Source organism: Actinotignum sanguinis (assembly GCF_030230305.1).
GTDB lineage: Bacteria > Actinomycetota > Actinomycetes > Actinomycetales > Actinomycetaceae > Actinotignum > Actinotignum sanguinis.
Genome location: NZ_JASPCQ010000008.1, coordinates 38,600 through 64,666, shown reverse-complemented (window position 1 = coordinate 64,666; position 26,067 = coordinate 38,600). Strand labels below are relative to the sequence as shown.

Here is a 26,067-nt window from a genome sequence, read left to right as displayed (position 1 = left end):
GATGCGTATCCGGCTGGAGAAGCGCGCCCGCCTGCTCGCGGAAGGAACCGAAGCCTACCCGGCCGAACTTCCCATCACCGCCACCATCCCGGACATCCGGGAAGAATACAGTGATATTGAAGCCGGCGAAGAACTAACCGAGACCTCGGTGGGCATCGCCGGGCGTGTCATGCTGTCCCGCACCGGCGGCAAAATTGCTTTCGCCACTCTGCAAGACGGGCGCGGGAACCGCCTCCAGGTGATTCTCTCCCTCGCGCACGTGGGTGAAGAACGGCTGGCCGCCTACAAACAAGATGTTGACCTGGGCGATTTCATTTTCGTATCCGGGCACGTGGGGGCCTCCAAGCGCGGCGAACTCTCCGTTTTCGCCCACGAATGGCAGATGGCTTCCAAGGCCCTGCGCCCCCTCCCCAAGATCTACCAGAACGAAGCCGGCGAAGACGTTGCCCTCAACGAAGAATCGCGGGTGCGGATGCGCCACCTCGACCTCATCACCCGCCCGGCCGCCCGTGATATGGTGCGGCTGCGCGCCGGGGTTATGAAGTCGCTGCGCGCCAATTTTGACCGCCGCAGCTACGTGGAAATCGAAACTCCGATCCTGCAGCCCATCCACGGCGGCGCCGCGGCCCGGCCCTTCCAGACGCATATTAATGCCTATGATGAGGACCTCTACCTGCGCATTGCTACCGAGCTTTACCTCAAGCGCGCGGTGGTAGGCGGCGTGGATCGCGTTTTCGAAATCGGGCGGAACTTCCGCAACGAAGGTGCGGACTCCACCCACTCCCCGGAATTTACCGCGCTCGAGGCCTACCAGGCCTACGCCACCTACGATACGATGGCCGAGCTCACCCGGAATCTCGTCCAGCAGGCATGCCTGGACACCCTGGGCACCACCACCGTCACCCTGAATGACGGCACCGAATATGACCTGGGTGGCGAATGGCAGAAACTCGATCTTTACGAATCTGTCTCCGCGGCCGTGGGTGAAGAAATCACCGTGGACACCCCGCGCGAACGCCTCGAAGCTCTCGCGGAAGCCCGCGATATCGCGGTTGCGCCTTTCTGGGTGAACGGCAAAATCGTGGAAGAACTCTTCGAAGAATTGTGCGGGGACCAGCTCTACGCACCCACCTTCGTGTACGACTTCCCCGAGGACACCTCCCCGCTCACCCGCCCGCACCGCACCAAGAAGGGCCTGACCGAAAAATGGGACCTGTATGTGCGGGGCATGGAACTGGGCACCGCCTATTCCGAGCTGGCCGACCCGGTTATCCAGCGCGAACGCCTCACCCAGCAGTCCATCGAAGCTGCTAACGGCGACCCGGAAGCCATGCAGCTCGATGAGGACTTCCTCGCCGCCATGGAACAGGGCTTCCCGCCCACCGGCGGCATGGGGATGGGCATCGACCGCCTCCTCACCGCCATGACCGGCCTGGGGATCCGCGAAACGATTACCTTCCCCTTCATTAAACCCGGGAAGTAACCCGGCCCGCTGGGGGAGTAACCCGGTCCGCCAGGAAAACAAGCCGGCCCGAAAATAATTTTTCGGTACGACGACGCCCGCGCCGCGGAGGCCCAGCCCCCGCGGCGCGGTAGTGTATCTGGCCAACATTAGATTGCCCACTAAAAGAAACATGATGAATTTTCCTATTTATTTTCCGGCTTGTGCACGGTAATCTTCCAAGTAGTTCGGTGCCACGCCCGGCCTGCCGAACCCTGTTTCCCGTGTGCAAAGGTGCCCGCCCATGAAGAAAACTGACACCATTTTCCAGGTCATCAAACTCCTGCTCGGTCTTGTCATCGCGGCAGCCCTCGTGAAATTCGCATTTTTCCCTAACCAACGCAGTTCCGCGGAACTCGTGGCCCAGGGGGATTTCACCATCCCGACGGTGGTGGCCATGCCGGGGAACATCGATAATTCCCTCACGCTTGATGCCACCGTCATGCGGAATCCGGCCACCCCCGTGCGGGCCACCGCCACCGGCACCGTAGATGTGGTCGATGTCAAGGCGGGCGCCGTCGTCAATGAAGGCGACCGGTTGCTACGTATCCGCCACGAAGAAGAAAAAACCACCGCCGCCACCGTGGAAACTTTTGAGGACGGCACCGAAGTGGAAGTGCCCGGTGAGCCCTATATCGAAGTGAGTTACGTGAATGTGCTCGCCCCGGTGAGCGGCACCGTGGCGGTGGATGTGCTCGTGGGGCAGCCGGTAGCTATCGGGGAAAGCATCGGCTCCATCACCCCGGCCACGTACCACGCTCGGGTGAGCGTGAAACCTGAACAGCTTTACTCGCTGGCCTCGCTGCCGCCGGCCGGGCAGCTCGCGGTCACGAATGGCCCGGCGCCTTTCGACTGCACGAATCTGCGCACGGTCACGGAGAAAACGGGTGCGGGTGCGGGCCTGAGCGGTAAAGAAGCCGAGGCGCGCGGCCTGGATAGCGCCAGCGGTAGCGTACAGCCGGCCCTCATCTGCGATATTCCCGCCGAACAGCAGGTGTATGACGGTTCGGCCGCGAAACTCACCATCCCGGGGAGCAATACCACCGGGGTGCTCACCGTGCCGGTCAGCGCGGTGGAGGGGCGTTTCCGCGAGGGGGTGGTCTACCTGCCCGCGGCGGACGGCGGAAAACCCACGAAGCGCACCGTGCAGCTCGGGGTGACGGACGGGCGCCAGATCCAGATCACCGGCGGGCTGGAAGAAGGCGAAGAAATCCTCCAGTACGTGCCGGCCGCGCAGCCCACGCCCGACCCGATGATGGGGATGTGATGTTAGAGCTTGAGCAGGTGACCCGCACCGTCACTCTCCCCAACGGCCGCCCCCTGCCAATTTTGCGCGGGGTGGATCTGCGCATTGAGCGCGGGGAATACGTGGCGATTATGGGCCAATCCGGAACGGGGAAATCCACCCTCCTCAATATCATCGGGATGCTCGACCTGCCCGATACCGGCTCCTATCGTTTCGAGGGCCGCGATGTGGCGGAGCTGAGTGAATCGGCGCGCGCTCACCTGCGCGGCTCCCTCTTCGGTTTCGTTTTCCAGCAGTTCAATCTTTTCCGTGGCCGCACCGCCGCGCAAAACGTGGAAGTGCCGCTGCTGTATTCGGATACCGCCACTATTTTTCGACGCCGCAGCCTCGCCGCCCAGATGCTAGACCGGGTGGGATTAGGGGATCGCCTGGATGCGATGCCCTCCCAGCTCTCGGGTGGGGAACAGCAACGGGTGGCCCTCGCCCGGGCGCTCGTGCGCCGCCCCCAGGTTCTTCTCGCGGATGAACCTACCGGCGCCCTCGATGTCGATACCGCGGGGCGGGTTATGGATCTCATGGAAAGTATGGCGCGGGAAAATAACGCCACCTTCATTATGATCACCCACGATCCGAAAGTGGCCGCCCGCGCGGATCGCCGTTTCACCATCCACGATGGGCTCGTCTGGCCGGAGGAAAAATGACACGCATTTTCGGGGCCGTTCTCGAAGCCTGGGAAGAAATTCGAGTGGATCGCGGGCGGGTTATTCTCTCCCTCGTTGGAGTGGCGGCCGCGGTGTGGGCAATGGCAACCGTTCTCGCCCTGGGCCAGCTTATTAGCGCCGCCGGGGAACACCAGCTCGCCCAGTGGGATGGCAAACCCGGCACCGTCAATATCGGGGTGTACCGCACCGGCGGGGAGGACCCCTCCGATCCGTACGCGCAGCCTTATGCCGACCCCTATGCCAATCCGTACGCCAATCCCGCGGCGGCGCCCACCGGTGCGCAGCTGGGGACCCTGGCCGGCGCCCAGGCCAGTGAGGATGTTTTCGGCACCACCGTGGCCGAGTACATGGAGAGTGCCGGGGCGAATTATTGGACGCGCTCGCGTATCTCCTATGTGTCCCTCGCCTTCCCGCCGGTGGTGGCGGGGGCCGGTGGCGCCGATATGCAGAATCTGGACGGTTGGGAATCGGAGAGCATGGCCGGAGCGGAAGCCGGCGGCGAGCTGGAAAGCGCCGGCGGCAGCTCGGTAGCGGGCGCCGAAGCCGTGGGGGATGGTTCCGCTAGTACCGAGTTCGGTGCGGGCGGCATCCCCGGGTACGGGATGATGGAGCAGAATTACGAAATGCTCGCGGTGGATCCGGCTTACGGCCCGCTTTTTGACGTGCAGCTCACCCGCGGGCGCTGGCTAACAGAAGCGGACGGTGAGCGGCTCATGAACCCCACCGTGGTCAATGAAATGCTCTACAAAGAAATGGGAGAGCCTTCGCTGGCCAGCTACCCGCAGCTTGCGCTTTCCGGACCCACCGGGGTGCGGATGACGGTGGTCGGGGTGGTTGCGGACCGCTCGCGCTGGGATAGCCCGCGCCTGCACGTGCCGTATGAGAGCATGGCCGCCGCCGCGATGACCCAACTATCACCCATGGATTCCGCCACCGTTTCGGTGCTGGTGCCCCGCGGGGAAGAAGGGGAGGCCCAGAAGGTCCTTGTTTCCGTGCTCCAGGGCCGCCTCGGCAAAAACTACCAGGTAGAAGGCCAGTTCATCGAAAGCCAGATGCGCGGCCAGGAATCCACCGAACGTCAGGTCACCGCGATTATCGCGGCCATCGGCGGGATCGTGATTCTGGTGGGCGCCCTCGGCCTGCTTACTGTCTCCATCGTCACGATGAAGCAGCGGGTGCGGGAAATGGGGATCCGCCGCGCGATGGGCGCCTCCGCGCGCCGTATCTTCACCTCGGTGTTCTTGGAATCCGTGGTGGCGACGACGGCGGCCGGTTTCATCGGGGTGATTGCCTCGATTGTCACCATTCGAACCGCGCCCCTCGCCCGGTGGCTCGATCTGCCCTTCTCGGTGGATAGCGTGGGATACCCGGTGCTGGCCGCCTTTATTGGCCTGGCGATATCCGCCGGGGTGGGAGCGCTGTGCGGAATCATCCCGGCCACCATGGCGCTGCGCATCAAGCCCATTGACGCCATTCGCTTCTAGGTGGGAGCGCGGCGGACTAGGCTACAGCTATGAAGGTACTTCTCCCCAATAGCTTTGACCTTTCCCTCCCGCCCGAAGAAGGCGTCACCTGGGTGACTTTTGACGTGAGTGCACCCATCCCGGAAGAACACCGCGATGCTGAGGCCCTCGTGGTCTGGTTGGACCCCCATGCGGCTGAGCACGTGGCCCAGCTCCCGCACCTCAAACTCATTCAGGGCATGATGGCCGGTGCGGAAAGCCTGCACGCCACCAACCCGCCCGCGGGAGTTATCCTCGCCACCGCGAACGGTTTGCATGATGCCACCGTCTCCGAACACGCCATCGCGCTCGCGCTCTACCTGGTGCGGGACTTGCGCATCGCCACCGAAGAACAGGATAACCACCGCTGGTCACGCGACCGGATCTTCTTCACCGAGCTGCGCCCCGGCGGGCGCCTGACCAGCCTGCTTGGCGCTCAGGTGACCATTTGGGGCTACGGGCATATCGGGCGCCACCTCGCCGGGATGCTTAAAGCTTTCGGGGCGCGGGTGCGCGGCCTGGCTACGTCCCGGCGCACCGAGGGTGATATTGAGGTGTACGACGGCGCTAACCTCGCCCAGCGCGATGAGGTGCTGGCCGATACCGATGTCCTCATTCTCATCCTCCCCGCCACCGAGGCCACCGCCAATGTTGTGGATGCGAGCGTTTTCGCGGCTCTGCCTGAGCGCGCCGTCGTCGTTAATGTGGGGCGTGGGAAAACTGTCAAGGAAGATGACTTGGCTGCCGCGCTGCGCGAAGGAAAAATTGCGGGCGCCGGCTTGGATGTTACGGCTACCGAGCCGCTGCCCGCGGATTCACCGCTGTGGGATCTGGCCACGATTATTACCCCGCATACGGCCGGCGGGCGGCCTGTGGGTGCCGAGGAGTTGATCCTCGCCAATGTGCGGGCGCTGCGCGAGGGAGGGGAGTTTATTAACCGGGAGGCATAAACTGCCGCGGAGCCTCAGCGGGCCGCGCGGCTCGGCTGTGCGGCCCGCGATAGCGCCTGTGCCGCGGGCCGCGCCGCGCAGCACAACCGACAAGAACCCGCCGGGCACTACCACCCGGCGGCAATAGTGCGCTACACTCCTTAAACTGACATACAGTTCAGCTCAAGGAGGAGTAGTGATGTCATCACATGAGGAAACGCGGCAGGGCAGGCCCGCCGCCGAATCTGAGGACACTAGCGCACAGTTCGCTGCCGCGCACCCGGACACTTTCGCGCAGTACCTCAAGCGGCGCGGCATGGTGTTCTTCGTGGCCTACCTCGGCTACGTATGTGCGTACCTGGTCCGCAATAATTTCAAACTCCGCTCCGAAGCCCTGCGCCTGGAGAACGACTGGAGCCTGCCGCAAATCGGCCTGGTTCTCACCATGTTCACCATCACCTACGGCTTCGGGAAATTCTTTATGGGGATGCTGTCCGACCGCGTCTCCCTGCGCCGCATTTTTGCCGGCTGCCTGGGGCTTTCCGCGATCCTGTGCATCGCCATTGGCTTCACCACGAACTTCTACCTGCTCGCGGTGCTCATGTTCCTGCTCGGCTGCGCGCAGGGGGCGCTGGCGCCCTCATCCATGGCGATGATCGCGAACTGGTACCCGAATAAAACACGCGGTTCCGGTATCGCGATCTGGAATACCTCGCAAAACCTGGGCGGGGCGCTGCTGCCCCTCATGATTACCTGGCTGCTGGCCCTGGGTGGGCCCAGCGGCGGGGCGATTGCCTTCTGGGGCCCGGGCCTGGTGGTCTTCGGTTTGTCCATCTTCTTCTGGAAGTACGGCGGGGACCGCCCCGAAGCCGAAGGAATGCCCACCCTGCGCCAGATCTACGGCAAGGCCGGCGAACCGAATACCGACGAAACTCCCGACGAAAGCTACTGGCATATCCTCGTGCGTTTCGTTTTCACCTCCCCGCTGGTCCTCACTGTGGCTTTTATCAACGCCGCGCTCTACTTCCTGCGGTTCGGGGTGCTCAACTGGATGCCGGCCTTCCTCGGCACCGAAATGGGCTTCACGGAAGCCCAGTACTCCACCGCCTTCTCGGTGCTGGAATGGATCGCCATTCCCGGATCCTTCCTCTTCGCTTGGATTTCCGTCAAGCTTCCCAACCGTCAGTCCGTGGTGGGCTTCCTCGGGCTGCTGTGCCTGGCTGGCCTTATCTGGGTCTACATGGGCAACGACAATTACGTGGTGCTCCTCATTGTTTCTGGGTTTATGGGGGCACTCATTTACGGCCCGCAGTTGATCGTCAATATCCTCACCCTCAACTTCGTGCCGCTCAAGGCGGCCGGGGTGGCGGTCGGTTTCGTGGGGCTCTTCGGTTACATCGTTGGTGAGATGGGCGCCAACCTTATTATGCCGATCCTCGCTGAACGCTTCTCCTGGGCGGCGTCCTTCACGTTGCTCGCCGGGATCGCGGTGGCGGCCGGGGTTATGTACCTCTCCTTGTCGCGGCGCGAACAGGCTGTGGTGCAGGCATAATAGTTGCCGCAGCATAATTTATTACGACGACGCCGGCGCGGGGCCCGAGGATCCGGGCCCCGCGCGGGTGTGCTGGAAGCCAGCTAGCTGCGCCGTCGTTCTTAAAAACGCAGGCTGCGCATTTCCGGACCCCGCAAACTCGCGTAGCCGGCCGCGCAGATGAGGGCGGTAAGAGCGAGGCTCGTGTAGGCGACCGTCCAGCCGTAGCTGGTCACCAGGTGGGGGATAAGGAAATTCGCGAGGGTTTCGCCGGCCAGGTAGCCGGCCGCCCCCACCACCCCGGTGGCCGCGCCCGCCACATTATCGGGAACGAGCGACAGGGTAAGCATATTAATACTCACCTGCGGTCCGTAAATGAGGGCGCCCAGCAGTAGCGCTCCGGCCACCGAAGAACTGCTAAAAGCCAGGTGGGGCCAAGCGACGAGTACCACGGCGAGGGCAAGCATCGCTTTCATGGCGGCGGAGGAGGCCCGGTTGGGGTGGCGGGCCGCGTAGGCACCGAAGGCGAAAGAAGCCGGGATGGCGGCCAATTCGGCGCCCGCCAAGGCGATTTCTCCGTCGTGGTCGGTGGCGTGCTCGGCGGCGAAAATAACCACCCAGTTAATAACGCCGAAGCGGATGCAATACAGCAGGGTATTAATGCCGACCAGGGTGAGGATCCAGCGGTTGGTGAGGACGGCCCGCACCACCGTAGGCCAGTAGCCATCCGCGCGGGTGTTCAACTGCGGGGTACCGGCCGAACCGAACAGCATGGTGAGAGTGGGGAGGCCCTGGCGCCAGGGGCGGTCGGCACCGGTGCGGTAAGCCCATATTCCCACCGCGATGGTGAGCAGTCCGGGAATGAGGAAAATATGGAAACGGGCCAGGTGCCAGCCGGTGAGTGCCCCGGCTAGCAGCGGGAGCAAGGCGGCCCCGAGGTTCTGGGAAGTATTCCAGATCGCCACCCGTGCACCGCGGGAAGAATTGGGATACCAGGCACCCAAGAGCACCAGGGCGGCCGGGGCAAGAGCCGATTGCACCAGCCCGTTCGCGAAGGTGAGGGCCGCGAGAGCGCGGGCGGAGCTGGGAATCCCGGTGAGGATGCATAGAATTCCCGATATGATGAGCGCCCCGCCGAAAAGGCGGCGCAGCGAGACGCGGTCCGCCACCATCCCGAAAATAATTTTCCCGGTCCCGTACGCGAGGGTGAAAGCGCTGAGCACAAAGCCGACCTGGTAGAGCGACCATCCCTCCTCCGTGACGAAACGGGCGGAGACCACTTTGAGGTTATTGCGGGTGGTGTAGGCAAACACATAGCCGATATACACGACGAGGAAAACGTGGGCACGCCAGCGGTAGTAATCCGGGGCCGGGGTGGGGCCCGGTGGGAACCGCGTGGCGGCCATCATCCCTCCTTTTGGTGTATGCGGCGCGTGGGCGCGTGGAAACTGGCATTCGCGCGGGCAACCTTGCCCACCCGCCGCCAGCTGGCGCACGCGATGGCGTAAAATCACATTGGAAACTGACAGTCAGTTTACCTAGGATAAGGCGAGAGCGGGTACTCGCCCCGCTTGTTATCCCGCGCGATGGAAAGGAGCGCTTATGGCTCGCCGGCTTGCCGATGATCTGGCTGACCACCTGCGCGAACGTATCCTTTCCGGAAATATCGCGCCGGGGGAGCGCCTGGCCGAAGCCGCGATTGCGGAGGAGTATTCGGTGGCGCGTTCCACCGCCCGCATCGCGGTGGAATCGCTTATCGCGGATGGATTAGTGGAGCGCGAAGCGCGTAAACACCCGCGGGTCGTGACCGTGCGCAGCTCCGAAATTCCGGAGATTGTGGCGCTCTTGGATATCAGTGAATCCCTGGCCCTGGCGCGGATTATGGCCGGCCACCCGGATCTGCGCCCGCTGCGCGCGGCCCGCGGGGAGCAACCCAGTCGGGTGCTGCACACCCTGGTGGAAGTGTCCGGTTCCAAACGCCTGGAAATACTCCACCGCCCGCTCACGTTCCACACTATTTTGTATGCGGCTAGCTGCGCTGATGCCGCTTCTCCGAATACCGGGGTGCGCGGCACCGATACCGGCCGCGCTCATACCAGCCATCCCGCGGTTGAAGATCCCGCCGTGGCTCAGTCTCAACATCAGCTGATTGACGCGGTTTTGCTCGGGCAGGAGAGCGCCTGGGAGGCGCTACGCGCTTTGCAACGGGCGCGCCAGGCCCGGCTCGGCGTGGAGGCGGGCGCGGCGCTTTCGGGTACCGGCGGCGTTAGCCAGCAAAAGGCAAGGTAGGCTGGCCGGCTACCGGTCCGTCCATCCACCACAGTGCTCCCGCGCCCCGCGAATCATCATTTTCGCGCGAGACGGTCACGAAAACATCCTTGCCGTCCTTCCCGCCCAGGGTTACCGCGGTGGTCCCGGTGACCGGGAGTTGGTATTCCTGCACGGTCTGTCCGCTCGGATCAAGTACGCGGATGATTCCAGCCCGGTTGAGGGCTACCCACACACTTCCTTCGCTATCCACAGTCAGCCCGTCCGGGCTCGCGCCTTCCACGCGGTGGAAGTCGCTGCGGTGGTGGAGGTTGCCTGCGTCGTCGACCTCAAAAACAGAAATGGCGCGCGTGGAGGTGTCGATGTAGTAGGCGCGGGTGCGGTCTGGCGAAAAGCCGATGCCGTTCGAGGTGGTGACCGAATCCAGCACCACGCTGACCTCGAGGGCGGGGGAGATACGGTAGAGACGCGCGGTACCGCGGGTGGTGGCATCGCGCGTATACGGCATGGAGCCGGCGTAGAGGTAGCCCCACGGGTCCGCGGTGCCTTCGTTCATGCGGTAAGCCGGGCTGTTCCACAGGGTGGTGGCTTCGCGCGGGGCGGCCGTGGCGGTATCGGCTAAGGCCAGGCCGCGTTCGGTGGCGACGACGTAACCTCCGCCGGTGCGCGGGCGCACAAATGCTGCGATTTTCGAGCCGGTGGCCAGGCGATCCACCCCGCCATCGCTACGCAGGGTAAGCAGATCGCCGGCGAGCATATCCACGAAACGCAGCCCGCCCCAGGAACTCGACCACACCGGGCCTTCGGCGTGGAAAGCAACCACGTCGGTAATTTGTTCAAAAGCCATGGTCTCCAGCGTAGGCGAGCGCGCCGAGGCTGGCTAGCCGCACACGGTAGCGCGCCGAGGCTGGCTAGCCGCACACGGGTAGTGCGCCGGGTCTAGTTAGCCGCACACGGTAGTGCGCCCGCTACGCGGTAATGAAGCCGAGCACCCCGCTCGCCGCCAGCACAACGACGATTGTGAGGAGGGCGAGTAACCCGAGGGAATACGCAGCGCCGCGGCGCAGAAGCTCGGGTTCGCTACCCGGGGCGCGCACCGCGGTAGCCGCAATCGCGAGGTTTTGCGGGCTCACGATTTTCCCGAGCCCGCCCCCGAGCTGGTTGGCGGCCAGGAGGAGATGCGGGTCGATGCCGGCCCCGGCCGCGGCGGTGGCTTGCAGGTTCCCGAAGAGTGCGGCCGAGGAGGTGGCCGAGCCGGTCACCGCGGTGCCGATCCAACCCAGGAACGCGGAGAGCGCCGCGAAAGCGGTGCCGGCCAGGGCCATGAAAGCGCCGATGGCCTGGGTCTGACCGGAGAAATTCATGACGTAGGCGAGGGCCATAATGGTGGCAATCGTTCCCACGGTGACGGCCAGGTTCGCCACGGTGGCACCCAGGGTAGCCAAGCCGGTGCGGAAAGAATAGGGGTAACGCCCGCCGGAGGAGCAGCGTGCGTACACGGCAGTGACCACCACTCCGGTGAGGAAAAGCATTGTCCCCGGGGAGGAGAGCCAGTTGAACGTAAAGGTGGTGGTGCTCAGAGCGTTACCGGCCTGGTCCACCAGGTGCCCGTGCAGGCCGGGCCAACCGAAGCTGATATCGGTTTGGGCCAGGAATTCGATGCGGCGCGGGCCGGTCGGGCCGGGCACGGTGACCCGCCACAACTTCGTGACCGCGAGGACCACCACAACCAGCAGGTAGGGAAGCAATCCCAAAAATACCCTGCTCGCGGAAATCTTCTCGCGGGCGGGGGCACTGGCGAATTCGGCCGGGGTGTGGGCCGGGTGCCAGCGCGTGAGCAGCACTGCCGTGAGCGCGAAGGAGAGGAGGGAGGCGATCACCGCGATAAGTTCGTGCGAAATGAAATTCGAGGCGATCACGTGCCCGGCCACCATGCCGATTCCGGCGGTGAGGGCCACCGGCCAGGTGTCTTTTACCCCGCGTTTGCCATCCACGATAAAGACGAGGAGGAGGGGAACGCCCACGGCTACCACGGGGATAATGCGCCCGGCCACCGCGGCTACGTCCATGGGATCGGCCACCCCGCCCATGCGGGCCACGGTGGTGAGGGGGATACCCATCGCGCCCAGGGCCACGTTAATACCGTTGCCCACCATGGTGGCCAGCGCGGCCTTGACCGGGGGCAAGCCGATGGCAAGTAGCATGGCGCAGCTGATGGCTACCGGCGCGCCAAAACCGGCCAGCCCTTCGATGAGGCCGCAGAAAATGAAGCCGATGAGGATGGTTTGCACTCGCATATCACCGCGGCCCAGCGCTGCGAAAACGGCCTGGACGTCTTTGCTGCGCCCTGAACTTTCGGTGAGGTTATACAGCCACACCGCCATGATGACGATGTAGCAAATGGGGAAGAGTCCGAATGCCGCTCCTTGGAGTGCGGAGAGCCCCGCTAGCTCAGCTGGCATCCCGAAACCGGTCACGGCGATGACCAGGGCCAGACCGAGGGAAATAAGGGAGCACCAGTGGGTGGCGACGGAAAATACTCCCAGGAGCACGAAGAACACCAGGAGCGGAAGCGCCGCCAGGAGGGCGGAAAGCCACAGTTGGCCGCCGACCGCATCGGGCGCGGGCGTGAAGGTAGCGCTGGTGAGGAGCGTGGAAGGGGGGAAGAGTGCGGAAAGCGGGCTCGGTACGGCGAGCAGCGCGGGGCTACAAGGCATTCCTTTATCGTACCGGGGCGGGAGCTGCCTTTATGATGACCTTATGGCTAGCCCGGACGTGAGATTATCCGCCGCGATGCGCGCGGCGCTGGCGCAAGATGCGCGGCTGGCTCTGCCGCATTGCGGGCACGGAGAACCCGTTGCGATGCAGGCACGCTACGAAGCCGAGCACCGCTGGTGGAATGAAGGCGGCTCGGAAGTGGCCTGGCACGCGGAGCAGCTTTCTACCCGGCACGGCGTGGTCCCGGTGCGCTTTTATCGGCCCGGATGCCGGTCACTTTCACCCGCGGGATCAGGTACGACGACGCAGTTCCCGGCGGGTGCCACCCGGCCTATCATCGTGTATCTGCACGGCGGGAGTTACTGTGTGGGCAGTCCGGCCACCCATGACCGCCTCACCCGCGAACTTGCCGCGGCTACCGGATGCGTGGTGGTCAGCGTGGACTATACGCTGGCGCCCCGAGCGCGCTATCCGCGCATATCTGAGGAATGTGAGGATGCGGTTGTGGAGCTGGCCCGGCGATACCCCGGGTATCCCATCGTGCTGGCGGGGGATTCGTGCGGGGCAACCTTGAGCCTGGGAACCTGGTGGCGGCTAGCGCGGCGGGCTGGTGAGGATGGGGCCGGTGCGGATGCGTGCCAGCGCGCGGCCCGGAGGCTGGCTGCTAAGCCGATAGTCGCGCTCGTTTTGTACTACGGTGAATATGGTTTGCCCGCCGCTGCCGTGCCGCCCGATAGCGTAAGCGGTGCCGATGGCACAGGCGGCGCCGATGGTATGAGTCCCGCTGACCGCGCCTACTATGATTCCCTCTACTTTTCTTCTCCCACCGAACGGGCCGCGGCCCCGGATATTGCGCTGCTGCGCACCGAGCTGCGCGGTTGCCCTCCCGTTTTCCTCGCGGCCGGGGAGTGCGATCCGCTCGTGGCCGATACCCGGGCCCTCGCCGCGCATCTCGAGGCACGCGCCGTGCGCACGCACCTGGAGGTTGTGCCCGGGGTGATGCATGCTTTTCTCCAGCGGGTGCGGTTACTGCCCGAAGCTGAGCGCATCATCGCTCATACCGCAGCGTTTCTAGCTGACGTTCTGGACCGCTCTGGCGGTCGCACCCGCAGCAATCGGTAGGTGGTAGCGGCCAGCAACTTCCTGGGCGAGGCCGTCCTCGATGAGTGAGGCGAGGGCGGGAACGAATCGCTTTTCACTCAGGTGGCTAGCCCGAAGCAAGTCCGGGCGAGTATATCCACCACGGTGTTCACGCAAAACCGCCATGATTTTTCCGCGTGCTTCCCGCTGGGTTCCGGTGAATTTCTGGGTGGTGCGCGGGGCGGCATTCTGTGGTTTCCCAGCCGCTAGCCAGCGGCATTCCGCGCGCAGCGGGCATATTGCGCAAGCTGGTTCGCGTGCCGTGCACACCAGGGCACCCAGCTCCATCAGAGCAGCGTTCCAGCGTGCCGCGCCCGGACCGTCCGCGGGAACAAGCGCATCGGCCAGGGTGCGTTCCCGGACTGTTTGATGGGCGGGCGGCAGAGCGACGCCGTCGTACACCCGCGCGAGCACCCGGCGGATATTCGTATCGAGCACAACTGAGCGTTGCTGAAAGGCGAAGGCGAGGAGGGCGTCGGCCGTATAGGGACCGATGCCGGGGAGCGCAAGGAGGTCCTCGCGGGTGCGCGGGATCTGGCCGCCGTGCCGTTCCACCAGGGCGATGGCGCATTCGCGCAGGCGCAGGGCGCGGCGTGGGTAACCGAGGCGCCCCCACATAATGAGCACATCGGCGGGCGCGGCCGCGGCGAGGTCGGCTGGGGTGGGCCAGCGTTCCAGCCAGGCCCGCCAGGCGGGTGCGACCCGGGCGACGGGGGTTTGTTGGCTCATCACTTCGCATACGAGAATCGCCCACGGGGAAGTGCCGGGCGCGCGCCACGGTAGTGGCCGCGCTGCGCCGTCGTACCACGATAAAAGATTCTTGAGCATTATCTGTAGTGTGCCGGAAACGCGGGGAATATGCACGTTTTGGTACCGTGGATCCGTGAAAGAAACGGGCGGAGAGCGCCGCGCGCACAAGCGGCCCACGGGTGCTGCGCCGCGGCGTGGCCGCGAGCAGCGGGAGGATCAGGCTGGGCGAGCCGCGCGCATGAAGCGCGGGGAGAATCAGCGCGAGCGCCCGGTTCGCGGAAAAGAGCGCGGCTCGGAGCGTCGCGCAGCCCCTTCGGCAGCATCGGAGCGCGGGCAGCGCAGCAACCGGGCGGGCATGCCGGCAGCTCGGCAGCGCGCTGGCGAAGTACGTACCGGGCAGTCGCGCGGTGATCAGAAGCGCGGCGGGCAACAAAGGTCAGCTCAGCAGGGTGTAAGCCGGCAGCGGCGAAACCCCCGGGATCACGTAAACCGGGAGCGCGTCAATCGGGAGCGGGCGGGCCAAGCACGAGCGGGTCAAGAGCGGGAAATTCGGGAGCGTCGTGCGCGGGAACGTACTTCCCGGGAGCGCGCGCCCCGGGAACGCGCTGGGCAGGCGCGTGCCGGGCAGCGCACTAGCCGGGAACGCCCGGCACCTACCCGGCGGCGTCGTACGTTGCCGGCCGGATCGCGGCAGCAGAGGCAGGTCCGGGAAAAGGCTACGATTCTCGCCCGTTTGGAGCCGAAGCATTGGTTGTGGATTTTCGCTGCGCTCGCGGTGGTTATTGGTGCGGTTGTGACGTTTAGGTTCGCGGCTTCGCGCTCTCAGGAACATGCGGAAGCTCAGGCTGCGGTTCCGACGGCTTTTTATGAGCCGGTGGCCTGCACTCCGGATATGCTGCGGATGCGGGTGACGAATAATGAACGCGGTGCGGGAGCTCCGGTGTCTTTCTCCGTGGAGCTGACGAATAAGTCGACCACGAATCCGTGTTATGTGGATGCCGGGTGGGGCAACCTTAATGTGTCGATTACTTCCGGCGGGCACCAGGTGGCGAATACCGCGGCCTGCCGGGCCGGGGAGGAACACCGGCGTTTGCTGCTGGATCGTGGGATGGATGCCGTGACCACGGTGACGTGGCCGGGCGGGAACGAGGGCGCCGGGTGCGGTAGCTCGGGTTCGCTATCTACGCCGGGCACGTACAAGGCGGAAGCTATTTTTGCCGACGGCGCAGCTTCTCCCGCGACCGCGGTTTTTGAGCTGATGACCGGGGGCGGGGCGCAACCCGCTCGTCCGAATGATGAGGCCGGTTCTGAAGCGAGTACGGACGCCAGCCCGGCTCCTAGCACGGAGGCGAATCCCGCTGCGAACGGTGCGGAAGGCGCGCAAGGTGATCCTCAAGGAACGGCACCCGCTCCGGAAACTGGTAACGGAGAAGGCGCCGAGGCACCTGCCCCGGAGGGTGATTCTGAAGCTGCAAACTAACTAGCTAACCAGCTAGCTAGCCAGATCCTGCCGGTTGCTCTACTGCCTATGTGCGGTGGCTACCTCCTATTCGGTGGGGAGCACCGATTCCAGGGCCTGGCGTATATCCGCGCAGCGCTGCACCCGAATCCCCTCGGGTAGTTTCGAGCTATCAGTGCGTTCGGGCACAATCGCGAGGGTGAAACCGAGCCGTGCGGCTTCGTTGAGGCGTTGGGGGAGCCCGGTAACCGGGCGGAGCTCTCCGGTTAGGGCAACTTCCCCGATGGCGATCACTCCGGGGGCGAGTGGCAGATCCACGTAGGCCGAGGCCAGCGCCAAGGCAATAGCGGCATCCGCAGCCGGTTCACTGGCCTGCGCCCCACCCACCGTGGACACAAAAATATCTTTCTGATCCAAACTCAAGCCCAGGCGTGACTGGAGTACCGCGACCATCATGGCCACCCGTGCGGAGAGCACCCCGGAATTGGTGCGCTGCGGCCGCCCGGAAGCAGGTACCACCAGCCCCTGTACTTCCACCGGCATGGGCCGCCGCCCTTCGAGAGTCATGGATACGCAGGTGCCGGGCACCGTGTGATCACGGGCGGAGAGGAACAACCCGGACGGATCGGGAAGCCCCACAATTCCATTTTCGGTGAGTTCAAAACACCCCACTTCATCGGTAGCGCCGTAGCGGTTCTTCACCGCGCGTACCAGGCGCAGCCGCGAGTGTTTATCCCCTTCAAACTGGCACACCACATCAACCAGATGTTCCAGAACGCGAGGCCCGGCAATGGAGCCATCTTTCGTGACGTGCCCGACCAACACCACCGGTAGGCCGTGCGTTTTGGCCACGCTCACGAGCGCCGCGGTGACGGCCCGCACCTGCGCCGGGCCACCGGCCGTTCCAGCTACCTCCGCATCGGCCAAGGTTTGCACCGAGTCCACGATAAGCAGGGAAGGCCGGGCATTCTCAATATGCCCCAGAGCTCGCCCGATATCACTTTCCGAGGCAAGAAGCAGATGTTCATCCATCGCCCCGATGCGTTCCCCGCGCAGGCGCACTTGGGATGCGGATTCCTCCCCGGAGATATAGAGAACCGGCGCCCGCCCCGCGCCCGCAGCAGCGCGCGCGGCCTTCGCCGCCACATCCAAGAGCAAGGTAGATTTCCCCACTCCCGGTTCCCCGGCGAGCAATACCACTGCCCCGGGAACTAAACCACCCCCGAGTACCCGATCCAATTCAGATACCCCGGTAGGGATTTTTTGCGCGGCGGTAGCCGGCACGGAGGTAATAGGTTGCGCCGGTGAGGTAGGGGCTAACGCGGCCGGAGCTGCTGAGGGCGCGGCCGGACTCTGCTGCTCAAGCGTGCCCCACGAGCCGCACCGCGCGCAGCGGCCCATCCATTTGCCGGTGGACCACCCACACTCGCTGCATTCGTACACGGTTGCCGGTTGTTTTGCCATGCCTCCATCCTAGAGGGGGCCTCCGACATAAAAATCGCTACCGAGCTGAACCCACCGCAGGAATCCAGCCCTGCCTGTTGGCGAACTCCTCCAGCAACTCGGTATCGCCAGACACAATAATCGTGTCATCGGCCCCGATGAGGGTGTCCTCGGTGGCGTACTCGAAGGGTTGGTTCGGGGCCTTCACCCCGATAATCCGCACCCCGAAACGCTCGCGAATACGCGATTCTGCGATGGTGAAGCCGCGAATTTCCCGCGGCGGCCGCATTTTCACGATGGAGAAGCCGTCCTCCATCTCGATATAGTCGAGCATTCGGCCTGAGACCATATGTGCCACGCGCGTTCCGGCGTCGTACTCCGGATAAATAACGTGGTGCGCGCCGATGCGTCGCAAAATCCGCCCGTGCGCACGCGAAACCGCTTTCGCCCAAATCTGCGGAATCCCCAGGTCAACCAGGTTCGCGGTCACCAGCACGGAGGCCTCCAACGAGGTCCCCACGCCCACCACGGCCACGGTGAAATCCCCGGCGCCCACCTGGTCGAGCACCTCCATGCTGGTGGCGTCACCTTCCACCACCCGCAGGCGGTGGCTCCAGCGCTGCGCGGTATCGGGATTCTTTTCGACGACGAGCACGTCACGCCCCAAATCATCGAGCGTGGTGGCGATAGCGGTCGAAAAACGCCCCAGCCCCACCACGAGGATGGCTTGTTCATCGCGCGTATCCGGCATAGCCGCCCTTTCTCCGGTCACAATATCTCTGGCTCGTAGTCTAACGCTCCGCGTCAAAATTCTTGTCGTAAGCCCGTGTCACCATAGAGTCATGCAGCAACCCTGCGTAAACATACTCAACCGATATCGAAGAAAGGTAGGTCATTATGGAACAGTATCTCGTGGTACGTGAAATATCTCGATGTAAAAGATGAAGGTTTGTCACGGGAACACTCGTGATGGGAACTTCGCACGGTTTAGGATAAAGGCATCCGCCGGTTATCGGCCCGGGTAGGTAGGGGATGTTATGAAGGATTGGCGCGCGCTTGCGCTAGGCCTTATCAATGCGCTCGTAGTGGCCGCGATTGGCGGCGGGGTTGCTTATCTGACGGTCACCCTTCTCAACCACATTTTCCCGCCGGCAACCCCGAATGCCATTGCCCCGGCCATAGTGGTCGCGGTGCTTATGTTCATCTCTTCTTTGCGCAGTATTTTTAGGAACGACGGCGGCGCAGCCGGCACGAAACACCGTGGCTCGCGTAGGTAAATTCTGGGATTAGCGGCGTACCAGCTCAGCCAATAATCGGTCGTTCCTCGGGCAGCCGGATGGTGCGGCGTCGTGACCGTAGCGCCAAAGCGGCCGCGAGCGTCATCGTGCCCGTGCGCCCAAAGAACATGAGGAGCACCAGCACAAACTTCGCGCTCGCCGGCAGTGCCCCGGTGATCCCGGTGCTTAAACCGCAGGTAGCGAAAGCTGAAATCACCTCAACCAGAATCTCGGAGAAGGTGAAATTCGTCAGCTGAAGCAGTGCCACCGAACCGGTCACCACCATGATCCCGCCGGCGAAGGTCGCTGCGATAGCCAGGCGCAACACCTCGGCAGGGATACGCTTACCGAAAGCTTCCGTATCGCGATCACCCCGCGCCTCGGCGCGAATGGCCAGCAAAAGCACCGCGAAAGTCGTTACCTTAATGCCGCCTGCCGCAGAAGCTGAACCGCCACCGATAAACATGAGGGAGTCCAGGAGAATCCACGACGTTTCACCCATTGCCCCCACATCGATTGTGGTCAAGCCCGTGGAACGCGCATCTACCGAAAGTGTGAGCGCGGCGTTGATTTTATCGGCTACCGCCAGATTGCCCAGGGTATTCGGGTTATTCCATTCCAGGACCGCCAGGAAAACCGCGCCGAGCACCGCCAAGCTGATATAGGTCACCAGCGTGATTTTCGTGGTCACAGACCATTTGCGCGGGCGGGCACGATGACGCCACATATCCAAGACCACCGGGAAGCCAATGGCCCCGGCAACAGTCCCCAAAATAATCGGGATAGTCAGCGCCCACTGACCCACATACGGGCTCACGCCCTCGGGCATGATCACGAAGCCGCCGTTATTAAAGATGGAGACTGCCATGAAATAGGAATGCGAGAGAGCGTGAAGGAGGGCCTCGCCATTACGCAAGAAGAAGGGGAGGAGGGCCAGGAATAAGATGGCCTGCGCCGTCGAGGCCACAATAATAACCGCGCGCAGCAGCGTACCCACTTCGCCCAGGCTCGATTGATTTTCTTCCGCGGTGAGCATGCGTTGGGTGAGCCCCACGTGTCTCGAAACCGCCCGCCCCAGAATCGAGGCGAGTGTCATGACGCCCAAGCCACCCACAATGAGCCCGAAAGAAATGAAAAGCTGTCCCCAAACCGACCAATACGTGGCGGTATCAACCGTCACCAAACCGGTCACACATACGGAGGACGTCGCGGTAAAGAGTGCATCAATAAAAGGAGCGCTCTTTCCCGTGGTGGTAGCCAAGGGCAAAGACAGTGCGGCGGTGAGAAGCAAAATAATGAGCGCGAAGATCAACAGAGCCAAACGAGCTGGCCGATCCCGCGCCACTCGATCCACGCGCCCACCCGCAGCCGCCAGGCGATCACGCCAGCTCAGGCGTGCGGATGCCACCTCAGGGTGTGCTGCCATGGGCGTCCTCCGGGTCCTCGAGCTACCGGCTGCGGCCAAGAAAAGCGCCGCGTACCTGTTCCGTAGTATATTCCCCTGCCGTCAAGATCATGGTTAAAAAGCTGTGAACGCTGAGAATATGGGATATCCTTGCTGTAGCTGTTGCCGATGTGGCAAAAAATTACTCCAGGATGATGGGATGAACCAGATGCAGATGCCTTCGTCTCCGCAGTTTTACACCGTCGCGGAAGTGGCTGAATTGACGCGTGTCTCGAAGATGACCGTCTATCGCATGGTTCACGCCGGCGATCTGCCGGCCGTGCGGGTGGGAAGTTCCTACCGGGTACCCGCCAGCGCCGTCGAAGCGCTCCTGTCCGGAAATAGCGCCCCGCAACAGCGCGTGGTGGGGGAATAGTTCGGCGCGCGGCCGGTACGGCGTCGTTACCCGAAACGGTGGCGGTCCGGAGCGGTTGTGAATTTAACCGTGTTCTGATTCACGCGCTACGCATAGGCGGGCGCGGGCCGGTAAGATACTGTGATGTTCCATCGGGGCGATTCCCCGCGATCTAGTTTTGGAGGTGCCTGTGGGTTCCGTTATTAAGAAGCGCCGCAAGCGTATGTCGAAGAAAAAGCATCGTAAGCTGCTGCGTAAAACTCGCCACCAGCGTCGGAACAAGAAGTAGTTCCCCGCGTGCGGAAGGGCCCGGATGTCCGGGCCTTTTTGTTTTGGTACGGCGATACCGTAGAAAATCGGTAAGTGAAAGTGCTCACATATTTATGAGGTATTGCCCGGATGAACCTTGACAATTCGGGCAAAGATACATATCAATATGACTATTGAGGTAAGGCTCGCCTTTCTTAAAAAGAGAAAGTAACTCTGAGTTATGTTCGTACAAAGGTATACTTCACATGATGCTATGGTTTGCGGTGTTGCACAGGCATGCAGATGCCGGGTGCGGCACCGTGAAACAGCACCGCTTAAGGCCTTTCGCCCCAGCGTTCCCACGTGGGAAAATTAGGAGAAGTGGCGTCATCGTTCACCCGGTGGAAGCCGGGTGCGTTGCGTCCGGCGCGGGCGCAACGACGTAATGAAGACTCGCACGTCCCGTGTGAGTTGCCGTTAATGTCACGACGTGACATCGTGCCTGACGAAGGGAAGAATCTCATGGCCGCGGAAGTTCGCTGGCTTTCTGAAGAGGAACAATTTGCCTGGCGCGCGTATCTGCGCGCGACAGCCGTGACCGCAGAGGCGCTTAATCACGCACTCATGGTCAATTACAATTTGTCATTGAACGAATATGACGTTCTCGCCCGTCTCTCCGAGGCGGAAAATCGCTGCATGCGGATGTCGACTCTCGCTGATGTGATGGTACATTCCCGCTCGCGGCTCACCCACACCGTCCGCCGCCTCGAGGCGCGCGGCTTGGTAGCCCGTTCCGCCAACGCGCATGACCGGCGCGGGGTGGATTGCACTCTCACCGATGCTGGTTTCGCGCTGCTCGAGAAGGCGGCCGTCACCCACGTCATGTCAGTTCGCGCTCACCTCGTGGACAAACTCGGTCACGATGACTTTCTCAAGATGGGCGAGCTGTGTGCCCGCCTCGTGGGTAACCCCGCGGATATTTGGTAGACGTTCGGGCACGCCGGTCGGAGTGAGCTCCCCCAGGGAACTTAGCTTTGTCCGGCCGGCAGCTCCCGGTGCCGTAGACTGGCATCATGATTGACGTAACAGTTGTTCACCTGGTCCGCCACGGAGAGGTGGATAACCCCAGCGGCGAACTTTACGGCCGCCAACCCGGTTTTCACCTCACCGATCTGGGCCGGGAGATGGCCGGCAGCGTTCGGGATTTCTTTCGCGGGCATGATGTCCGCGCGGTGATATCCTCTCCGCTCGAACGGGCTATTGAAACTGCCACACCTACCGCGCACCTCTTCGACCTCGAGATTAGCACCGACGCCAATCTCATCGAAGCGGGCAATAATTTCGAGGGCATCAACGTCAACCGGAATCGGTGGATCTTGGCCTCCCCGAAATTCTGGCCGTGGTACATCAACCCCTTCCGGCCCTCCTGGGGTGAGCCATATACGGATATCGCAGCGCGTATGACGAATGCGGTGCGCAGCGGGCTCGCAGCAGCGCGCGGCGGTGAAGCGGTCCTTGTTTCCCACCAACTTCCGATTTGGACGCTGCGCTCCTTCGTGGAGGGGCGCTCCCTCGCCCACGACCCGCGCCGGCGCCAGTGCGCGCTGTGTTCGGTGACCTCGTTAACATTCCAGGGCACCAGTTTGGTGGCGGTGGATTATGCCGAACCCGCGGCTGAACTCCTGGCCCGGGCACGCGATATCACGCCGGGGATCTCCGCGGCTGATGAAAACCGCGGAGACTGATCTGGAACTCCGCGGGAGTTACGGTGGCTAGACGCTAACGGAAGCGTGTGCCGCGCGGTTCCGCGCGGCGGCTAGTCCTGCGCGGGCCGCGTGGGTTGCGACCCTTCAGAACCCTCAGAATCCTCGGGATTATCCGGGTGCTTTCCGGTCGCTTCGGGCTTGCTTGTTCCGTGAGACTCACCCGCGGTGGGGGAGTTCGATGCGGCGTCGTTCTCACGCTGTTGCCGTTCCCATTCGCGGAAACGGTTTTCCGCGTCCAAGCGGGACAGGAAGTCCGGATCGTCGTCGGGTGCAACGGGGCGACGGCGCCGCTGCGAAGAGGAGCGACCCCGCCCAAAAGAACCGAGTGAGATATTTTGCTGCGGGAACTTGACCGGGAAAGAAAAAGCGATCCATAGCAGTGACCCGAGAACCGGCACCAGAACCGTGAGGGCGAGCCATGCCGGCTTACGCAGTCGGCCGGGCATGCGGGTGGTGTCTGTGCGGATGACGTCAATGATGCCGTAAATCCAGATGCTGATGGCAAGAAGTGCCATAATTACTCGGGCCATGCCACCATCTTAGTCGTTCGCACCGGAGGCTACAGCCGCCTAGACCAAGAGCGAACTGGCCCAGAAAGACACCAGGACCGCCAACGCGAAAGCGAGCTCGGTAATGCCGGTGGTTTTTAGCACCGGGATGAGACCCCGCCCCTGCGCGCGGGAAGGACCGCGGCTCAGCATCCGCCAGCTATTGCGGAAAGCAATAGCGAAGGCGGGTAGATAAAGGAGGAGGGAGGCCTGGTGGGTGCTCGGCGCCAAAGCCAGAACGACGCCGCATCCCATCGCCACCGCGAGCATCACAACATAGACGCGCCGTGCCCAGGTATCGCCCAAGCGCACCGCGAGGGTATGTTTCCCGGTGACGGCGTCGGTGGGAATATCGCGAATATTATTGGCCATGAGGATGGCGCAGGCAATGAGGCCAACGGCGCTAGCGGCAACCCAGGCTTGCCAGGGCACCGTACCTCCCTGGATATAGACGGTGCCGGCGGTAGCTACCAGACCGAAGAAAATGAAAACAAAAACTTCGCCCAGGCCCATATATCCGTAGGGGTGGCGCCCGCCGGTATAGAACCAGGCGGCTAGCAGTGCTGCCACGCCCACTCCGATCAGCCACCACTGCCCGCACCAGGCAATAATGATGAGACCCACGAGCGCCGCGAGGGCAAAGCAGGTGAGGGCCACCGCGAGCACCACCCCCGGGCGTACCGTTCCGCCACCCGTGAGGCGGGGCGGGCCGGTGCGGTGATCATCAGTGCCGCGGATCCCGTCGGAATAGTCGTTCGCAAAATTCACGCCGATCTGCAAGAGCAGAGCGAGAACGAAAGCCAAGGCAAGAATCGGGCCGTATAGCGTCCCTTCCCACAGCGCGATTCCAGCCCCGGCGATCACGGGGGAAACACTCGCGGGAAGGGTGCGAACGCGCGCACCTTCGAGCCAATCAGTAACAGTTGCCACGGCCGCTTATTCTATCGAGAGGAACCCCTTGAGCGCATCACCCGCACCGCGAGGGATTTACGCCGGGTACTCCGGGTGCAAAGCCACGCCGCCCGGGGCTCCGGGCACGGAAGGATGATGCGGGATATCCGAGGCGTGCGGGGTGAGGTATCCCGTTGCCATCGTTTCGGGCGGGCGGGTGCGGAACAACCGCGAGAAAGCTTCCACCACGAGGCCGAGGCCAATCCCGATGAAAATGAGGTACCAGTGCAGGTCGTAACTGGCGCTGGCCAGCTCCATTCCCTGCGCCGTCATCTTGGCCGAACCGCGGGTGATACCCCAGATCACCGCGGTGGTTGCCCCGAATCCGAAAGGCATAACCGTCCAGGCGATAGCACCAAATTCCATGCGCGGATCGCGCGAACGGCCCCAGCGGTAGGCCGTCCACACCAGGGCGAGAGCCATCGAGATCATCGCAACGATGGCGGGGACGGTAGCCAGGTGCTCCCAGAGCAGCAGCGTGGTATCACCCTGGGCATTCGGCCCCATTCCCACGCCGGTGGCGTCATACATCGCGGCGAAGGAGGCCCCCACCGCCCCGAACATGGTCATAACTCCGGTGGTGAGGAAGAAGGGGAAGGCCACGAGGAGCAGCTCGATACTTGCATCCTTGCGGACGATGAGGTCAATTCCGAAAGCGAGGGCGGAAATGCAGCTCACCAGGATAAAAGCGGTGAAGGCCAGGCGTACCGCGTGCGCGTAGGTGGGAATGGAGGAAGCGGCCGTGAGGGTGAAGCGGTTACGCGGCGTGGATTTCACCGTGGTCATGCGCCCAAATCCGGCGGCGAATAGTCCGAGCGGAAGGCAGGTGAGCGCCGTGAAAAGAGGGCTTGCCTGCAAGGCAAGTGGCGGAATCGCCTGGCCCATGAAGGAACCGCCGGGGCTCAGATCCACCTGCATGAACGCAGCTAGCCCGGCACCGATGGCCGCCAGCACGCCTGCCGATACCCAGGCCGGAATCCATACCAGCAGGGTGGAATTTCGCTTGCCCCGACCCACCCACTGGTTGAGGAAGTAGATGATGAGACCGATGAGGAGGGTGAGGGTGAGAGCGGGAACGAAGAAACTTATATCAAAAAGATTCGGTTCCGCCACGACTCTCGCGGTGCCGCCCAGGGCCAGCAGCAAGGTAAGGGCCGCCCACTTCGGGGCGGTGAGGATCTCAGCGAGGTTCACCCCGCCCATGTCGAGACCGCTCATGCCGCGCAAGCCGAGCCAGGCGAAGAAAAGCGTGATAAGGAAGGTGACCACCACCGCGATCACGGGGCTCAACAGAGCCACAATCCAGGTACGGGCGCCAAAATCGCGGCGCACATCGGCCAGCAGCGGCGGTGTCATAGCTGGCATAGACGTGGGCAGGGACATTATGACTCCTCAATTCGTGACTTCTTTTTCAGTCTAGTCGCCGCTTGACGGAAAATCGCCGGTTTGAGGTCCCGCGGGGCGCCCGCAGAACCCGCGGACTCCCCGTGGATGCGCCCCGGCTGGAATTTCACTCTTGCCAAATACGCCCAAGCTGGTTGAATAGAGGGCATGTCTGCACGTGCACAACTCAGCAAAGATCCGCGCGCCGTCGCCGGAATGTTCGACCAGGTCGCTCCGCGCTACGACCTGAGCAATGACCTGCTTAGCTTCGGGCAGGTGCGGCTGTGGCGCCGCTACGTCACCGAAGCTCTGCGTATTGAGGAGGGGATGGAGATCCTCGACCTGGCCTGCGGGACCGGCACCTCCACCGAACATTTTGCCCGGGTAGGGGCGCGTGTGGTGGGTGCCGATTTTTCGGATGGAATGCTCGAGGTTGCACGCCTGCGCCACCCTGATCTGCGTTTTGTGCAAGCCGATGCCTGCGATCTTCCCTTCGCGGATAACACGTTCGACGCCGTGACCATTTCCTACGGCCTACGTAATATCCACGATCCCCTGCGGGCCCTCCACGAAATGGCCCGCGTGACGCGCCCGGGCGGGCACGTGGTTATCGCGGAATTTTCCACGCCGACCTGCGCGCCTTTCCGCACCCTCTACCACGGCTACCTGCGCCACGTACTCCCGCGGGTGGCAGCCCTGGCCTCCTCGGACGGTCCGGCCTACGCCTATCTCATGGAGTCGATTATCGACTGGCCCGATCAACGCACGCTGGCCGGTTGGCTGCACGAAGCCGGGTGGCGCGACGTTGAATACCGTAATATGTGCAACGGGATCGTTGCGCTGCACCGCGCTACCCTGCCGGCGGCGCACTGAGGCACCGGGCCG

The 26,067-nt window shown here is 63.2% G+C and carries 25 protein-coding genes; 15 read left to right on the top strand and 10 right to left on the bottom strand.

Annotated features, from left to right (window positions below; all coding sequences use genetic code 11):
- Position 1: 1 nt before the first annotated feature.
- The 6 genes from lysS (at position 2) to QP828_RS05735 (ending at position 7,452) form a co-directional block, all read left to right on the top strand.
- A complete protein-coding gene (gene lysS, locus QP828_RS05760; RefSeq protein WP_051106981.1) occupies positions 2-1,483 on the top strand; it encodes a lysine--tRNA ligase in 1,482 nt (493 codons plus the stop codon).
- Between the two features lie 262 nt (positions 1,484-1,745).
- Entirely contained in the window at positions 1,746-2,768 is a 1,023-nt protein-coding gene (locus tag QP828_RS05755) for an efflux RND transporter periplasmic adaptor subunit (protein WP_274732390.1), read from the top strand.
- Positions 2,768-3,448: an ABC transporter ATP-binding protein gene (locus tag QP828_RS05750; protein WP_016441799.1), complete on the top strand. Its 681-nt coding sequence runs from the start codon at positions 2,768-2,770 to the stop codon at positions 3,446-3,448. Before QP828_RS05755 ends, QP828_RS05750 begins: the two co-directional genes overlap by 1 nt.
- Positions 3,445-4,953, top strand: a complete 1,509-nt coding sequence (locus QP828_RS05745; protein WP_016441798.1) for an ABC transporter permease — start codon at positions 3,445-3,447, stop codon at positions 4,951-4,953. The genes QP828_RS05750 and QP828_RS05745 overlap by 4 nt, the downstream gene beginning before the upstream one ends.
- Before the next feature lie 29 nt (positions 4,954-4,982).
- Positions 4,983-5,921: an NAD(P)-dependent oxidoreductase gene (locus QP828_RS05740; protein ID WP_016441797.1), complete on the top strand. Its 939-nt coding sequence runs from the start codon at positions 4,983-4,985 to the stop codon at positions 5,919-5,921.
- Between the two features lie 178 nt (positions 5,922-6,099).
- Entirely contained in the window at positions 6,100-7,452 is a 1,353-nt protein-coding gene (locus QP828_RS05735; RefSeq protein ID WP_284891327.1) for an MFS transporter, read from the top strand.
- Between the two features lie 101 nt (positions 7,453-7,553).
- On the opposite strand, the gene QP828_RS05730 is transcribed toward QP828_RS05735, so the two are convergent.
- The gene (locus tag QP828_RS05730; RefSeq protein WP_274732391.1) at positions 7,554-8,837 is read right to left on the bottom strand and encodes an MFS transporter; all 1,284 of its coding nucleotides are present in this window, start codon (positions 8,835-8,837) and stop codon (positions 7,554-7,556) included.
- A 196-nt stretch (positions 8,838-9,033) separates the two neighbouring features.
- Here QP828_RS05730 and QP828_RS05725 point away from each other — a divergent pair, with 196 nt between their 5' ends.
- On the top strand, positions 9,034-9,720 hold the full coding sequence (locus QP828_RS05725) for a GntR family transcriptional regulator (RefSeq protein WP_016441794.1): 687 nt from the start codon (positions 9,034-9,036) through the stop codon (positions 9,718-9,720).
- Here the strand turns inward: QP828_RS05725 and QP828_RS05720 are convergent.
- Together QP828_RS05720 and QP828_RS05715 are read right to left on the bottom strand one after the other, a co-directional pair.
- A complete protein-coding gene (locus tag QP828_RS05720; protein WP_016441793.1) occupies positions 9,698-10,546 on the bottom strand; it encodes an SMP-30/gluconolactonase/LRE family protein in 849 nt (282 codons plus the stop codon). The genes QP828_RS05725 and QP828_RS05720 overlap by 23 nt on opposite strands.
- A 121-nt stretch (positions 10,547-10,667) precedes the next feature.
- Positions 10,668-12,416, bottom strand: coding sequence for an L-lactate permease (locus QP828_RS05715; RefSeq protein ID WP_016441792.1), 1,749 nt, complete (start codon positions 12,414-12,416; stop codon positions 10,668-10,670).
- Between the two features lie 43 nt (positions 12,417-12,459).
- Here QP828_RS05715 and QP828_RS05710 point away from each other — a divergent pair, with 43 nt between their 5' ends.
- A complete protein-coding gene (locus QP828_RS05710) occupies positions 12,460-13,539 on the top strand; it encodes an alpha/beta hydrolase fold domain-containing protein (protein ID WP_274732393.1) in 1,080 nt (359 codons plus the stop codon).
- Here QP828_RS05710 and QP828_RS05705 read toward each other — a convergent pair.
- Positions 13,489-14,385 carry an HhH-GPD family protein gene (locus tag QP828_RS05705; RefSeq protein ID WP_016441790.1) on the bottom strand — a complete coding sequence of 299 codons (897 nt, stop codon included), beginning with the start codon at positions 14,383-14,385 and terminating at the stop codon, positions 13,489-13,491. The two genes, QP828_RS05710 and QP828_RS05705, sit on opposite strands and share 51 nt — an antisense overlap.
- 655 nt (positions 14,386-15,040) lie before the next feature.
- Here QP828_RS05705 and QP828_RS05700 point away from each other — a divergent pair.
- Positions 15,041-15,787, top strand: a complete 747-nt coding sequence (locus tag QP828_RS05700; RefSeq protein ID WP_196800214.1) for a hypothetical protein — start codon at positions 15,041-15,043, stop codon at positions 15,785-15,787.
- Positions 15,788-15,853: 66 nt separating this feature from the next.
- On the opposite strand, the gene radA is transcribed toward QP828_RS05700, so the two are convergent.
- Entirely contained in the window at positions 15,854-17,230 is a 1,377-nt protein-coding gene (gene radA / locus QP828_RS05695; RefSeq protein ID WP_016441788.1) for a DNA repair protein RadA, read from the bottom strand.
- Between the two features lie 37 nt (positions 17,231-17,267).
- On the bottom strand, positions 17,268-17,960 hold the full coding sequence (locus QP828_RS05690; protein ID WP_274732394.1) for a potassium channel family protein: 693 nt from the start codon (positions 17,958-17,960) through the stop codon (positions 17,268-17,270).
- A 286-nt stretch (positions 17,961-18,246) separates the two neighbouring features.
- On the opposite strand from QP828_RS05690, the gene QP828_RS05685 reads away from it, so the two are divergent.
- Positions 18,247-18,486 (top strand): hypothetical protein, encoded by a 240-nt coding sequence (locus QP828_RS05685; RefSeq protein WP_016441786.1) that lies wholly within the window; start codon positions 18,247-18,249, stop codon positions 18,484-18,486.
- Positions 18,487-18,511: 25 nt separating this feature from the next.
- Here the strand turns inward: QP828_RS05685 and QP828_RS05680 are convergent, their stop codons facing one another.
- Positions 18,512-19,912: a TrkH family potassium uptake protein gene (locus QP828_RS05680; RefSeq protein WP_016441785.1), complete on the bottom strand. Its 1,401-nt coding sequence runs from the start codon at positions 19,910-19,912 to the stop codon at positions 18,512-18,514.
- Between the two features lie 187 nt (positions 19,913-20,099).
- On the opposite strand from QP828_RS05680, the gene QP828_RS05675 reads away from it, so the two are divergent.
- From QP828_RS05675 to QP828_RS05660, 4 genes are all read left to right on the top strand, one after another.
- Positions 20,100-20,306, top strand: coding sequence for a helix-turn-helix domain-containing protein (locus QP828_RS05675; RefSeq protein WP_039898405.1), 207 nt, complete (start codon positions 20,100-20,102; stop codon positions 20,304-20,306).
- A gap of 169 nt (positions 20,307-20,475) precedes the next feature.
- On the top strand, positions 20,476-20,574 hold the full coding sequence (locus QP828_RS05670; RefSeq protein ID WP_005504750.1) for a 30S ribosomal protein bS22: 99 nt from the start codon (positions 20,476-20,478) through the stop codon (positions 20,572-20,574).
- A gap of 440 nt (positions 20,575-21,014) precedes the next feature.
- A complete protein-coding gene (locus QP828_RS05665) occupies positions 21,015-21,521 on the top strand; it encodes a MarR family winged helix-turn-helix transcriptional regulator (RefSeq protein ID WP_016441783.1) in 507 nt (168 codons plus the stop codon).
- A gap of 86 nt (positions 21,522-21,607) precedes the next feature.
- A complete protein-coding gene (locus QP828_RS05660) occupies positions 21,608-22,279 on the top strand; it encodes a histidine phosphatase family protein (RefSeq protein WP_016441782.1) in 672 nt (223 codons plus the stop codon).
- Between the two features lie 71 nt (positions 22,280-22,350).
- Here the strand turns inward: QP828_RS05660 and QP828_RS05655 are convergent, their stop codons facing one another.
- The 3 genes from QP828_RS05655 to QP828_RS05645 are packed head-to-tail and all read right to left on the bottom strand — an operon-like array spanning position 22,351 to position 25,182.
- Positions 22,351-22,830 carry a PLD nuclease N-terminal domain-containing protein gene (locus tag QP828_RS05655; protein WP_274732395.1) on the bottom strand — a complete coding sequence of 160 codons (480 nt, stop codon included), beginning with the start codon at positions 22,828-22,830 and terminating at the stop codon, positions 22,351-22,353.
- A gap of 39 nt (positions 22,831-22,869) precedes the next feature.
- Positions 22,870-23,778 carry a 1,4-dihydroxy-2-naphthoate polyprenyltransferase gene (locus tag QP828_RS05650; RefSeq protein ID WP_126135908.1) on the bottom strand — a complete coding sequence of 303 codons (909 nt, stop codon included), beginning with the start codon at positions 23,776-23,778 and terminating at the stop codon, positions 22,870-22,872.
- A gap of 57 nt (positions 23,779-23,835) precedes the next feature.
- The gene (locus QP828_RS05645; protein WP_274732396.1) at positions 23,836-25,182 is read right to left on the bottom strand and encodes a hypothetical protein; all 1,347 of its coding nucleotides are present in this window, start codon (positions 25,180-25,182) and stop codon (positions 23,836-23,838) included.
- 168 nt (positions 25,183-25,350) lie between these two features.
- Between QP828_RS05645 and ubiE the strand changes: the two genes are divergently transcribed.
- Positions 25,351-26,055, top strand: a complete 705-nt coding sequence (gene ubiE, locus QP828_RS05640) for a bifunctional demethylmenaquinone methyltransferase/2-methoxy-6-polyprenyl-1,4-benzoquinol methylase UbiE (RefSeq protein WP_274732397.1) — start codon at positions 25,351-25,353, stop codon at positions 26,053-26,055.
- Positions 26,056-26,067: the final 12 nt, after the last annotated feature.

Excerpts from the sequence above, each read along its gene's own strand:
- lysS (WP_051106981.1), top strand. The coding sequence starts at position 2 with ATGCGTATCCGGCTGGAGAAGCGCGCCCGCCTGCTCGCGGAAGGAACC.
- QP828_RS05755 (WP_274732390.1), top strand. The coding sequence starts at position 1,746 with ATGAAGAAAACTGACACCATTTTCCAGGTCATCAAACTCCTGCTCGGT.
- QP828_RS05750 (WP_016441799.1), top strand. The coding sequence starts at position 2,768 with ATGTTAGAGCTTGAGCAGGTGACCCGCACCGTCACTCTCCCCAACGGC.
- QP828_RS05745 (WP_016441798.1), top strand. The coding sequence starts at position 3,445 with ATGACACGCATTTTCGGGGCCGTTCTCGAAGCCTGGGAAGAAATTCGA.
- QP828_RS05740 (WP_016441797.1), top strand. The coding sequence starts at position 4,983 with ATGAAGGTACTTCTCCCCAATAGCTTTGACCTTTCCCTCCCGCCCGAA.
- QP828_RS05735 (WP_284891327.1), top strand. The coding sequence starts at position 6,100 with ATGTCATCACATGAGGAAACGCGGCAGGGCAGGCCCGCCGCCGAATCT.
- QP828_RS05730 (WP_274732391.1), bottom strand. The coding sequence starts at position 8,837 with ATGGCCGCCACGCGGTTCCCACCGGGCCCCACCCCGGCCCCGGATTAC.
- QP828_RS05725 (WP_016441794.1), top strand. The coding sequence starts at position 9,034 with ATGGCTCGCCGGCTTGCCGATGATCTGGCTGACCACCTGCGCGAACGT.
- QP828_RS05720 (WP_016441793.1), bottom strand. The coding sequence starts at position 10,546 with ATGGCTTTTGAACAAATTACCGACGTGGTTGCTTTCCACGCCGAAGGC.
- QP828_RS05715 (WP_016441792.1), bottom strand. The coding sequence starts at position 12,416 with ATGCCTTGTAGCCCCGCGCTGCTCGCCGTACCGAGCCCGCTTTCCGCA.
- QP828_RS05710 (WP_274732393.1), top strand. The coding sequence starts at position 12,460 with ATGGCTAGCCCGGACGTGAGATTATCCGCCGCGATGCGCGCGGCGCTG.
- QP828_RS05705 (WP_016441790.1), bottom strand. The coding sequence starts at position 14,385 with ATGCTCAAGAATCTTTTATCGTGGTACGACGGCGCAGCGCGGCCACTA.
- radA (WP_016441788.1), bottom strand. The coding sequence starts at position 17,230 with ATGGCAAAACAACCGGCAACCGTGTACGAATGCAGCGAGTGTGGGTGG.
- QP828_RS05690 (WP_274732394.1), bottom strand. The coding sequence starts at position 17,960 with ATGCCGGATACGCGCGATGAACAAGCCATCCTCGTGGTGGGGCTGGGG.
- QP828_RS05685 (WP_016441786.1), top strand. The coding sequence starts at position 18,247 with ATGAAGGATTGGCGCGCGCTTGCGCTAGGCCTTATCAATGCGCTCGTA.
- QP828_RS05680 (WP_016441785.1), bottom strand. The coding sequence starts at position 19,912 with ATGGCAGCACACCCTGAGGTGGCATCCGCACGCCTGAGCTGGCGTGAT.
- QP828_RS05675 (WP_039898405.1), top strand. The coding sequence starts at position 20,100 with ATGCAGATGCCTTCGTCTCCGCAGTTTTACACCGTCGCGGAAGTGGCT.
- QP828_RS05665 (WP_016441783.1), top strand. The coding sequence starts at position 21,015 with ATGTCACGACGTGACATCGTGCCTGACGAAGGGAAGAATCTCATGGCC.
- QP828_RS05660 (WP_016441782.1), top strand. The coding sequence starts at position 21,608 with ATGATTGACGTAACAGTTGTTCACCTGGTCCGCCACGGAGAGGTGGAT.
- QP828_RS05655 (WP_274732395.1), bottom strand. The coding sequence starts at position 22,830 with ATGGCCCGAGTAATTATGGCACTTCTTGCCATCAGCATCTGGATTTAC.
- QP828_RS05645 (WP_274732396.1), bottom strand. The coding sequence starts at position 25,182 with ATGTCCCTGCCCACGTCTATGCCAGCTATGACACCGCCGCTGCTGGCC.
- ubiE (WP_274732397.1), top strand. The coding sequence starts at position 25,351 with ATGTCTGCACGTGCACAACTCAGCAAAGATCCGCGCGCCGTCGCCGGA.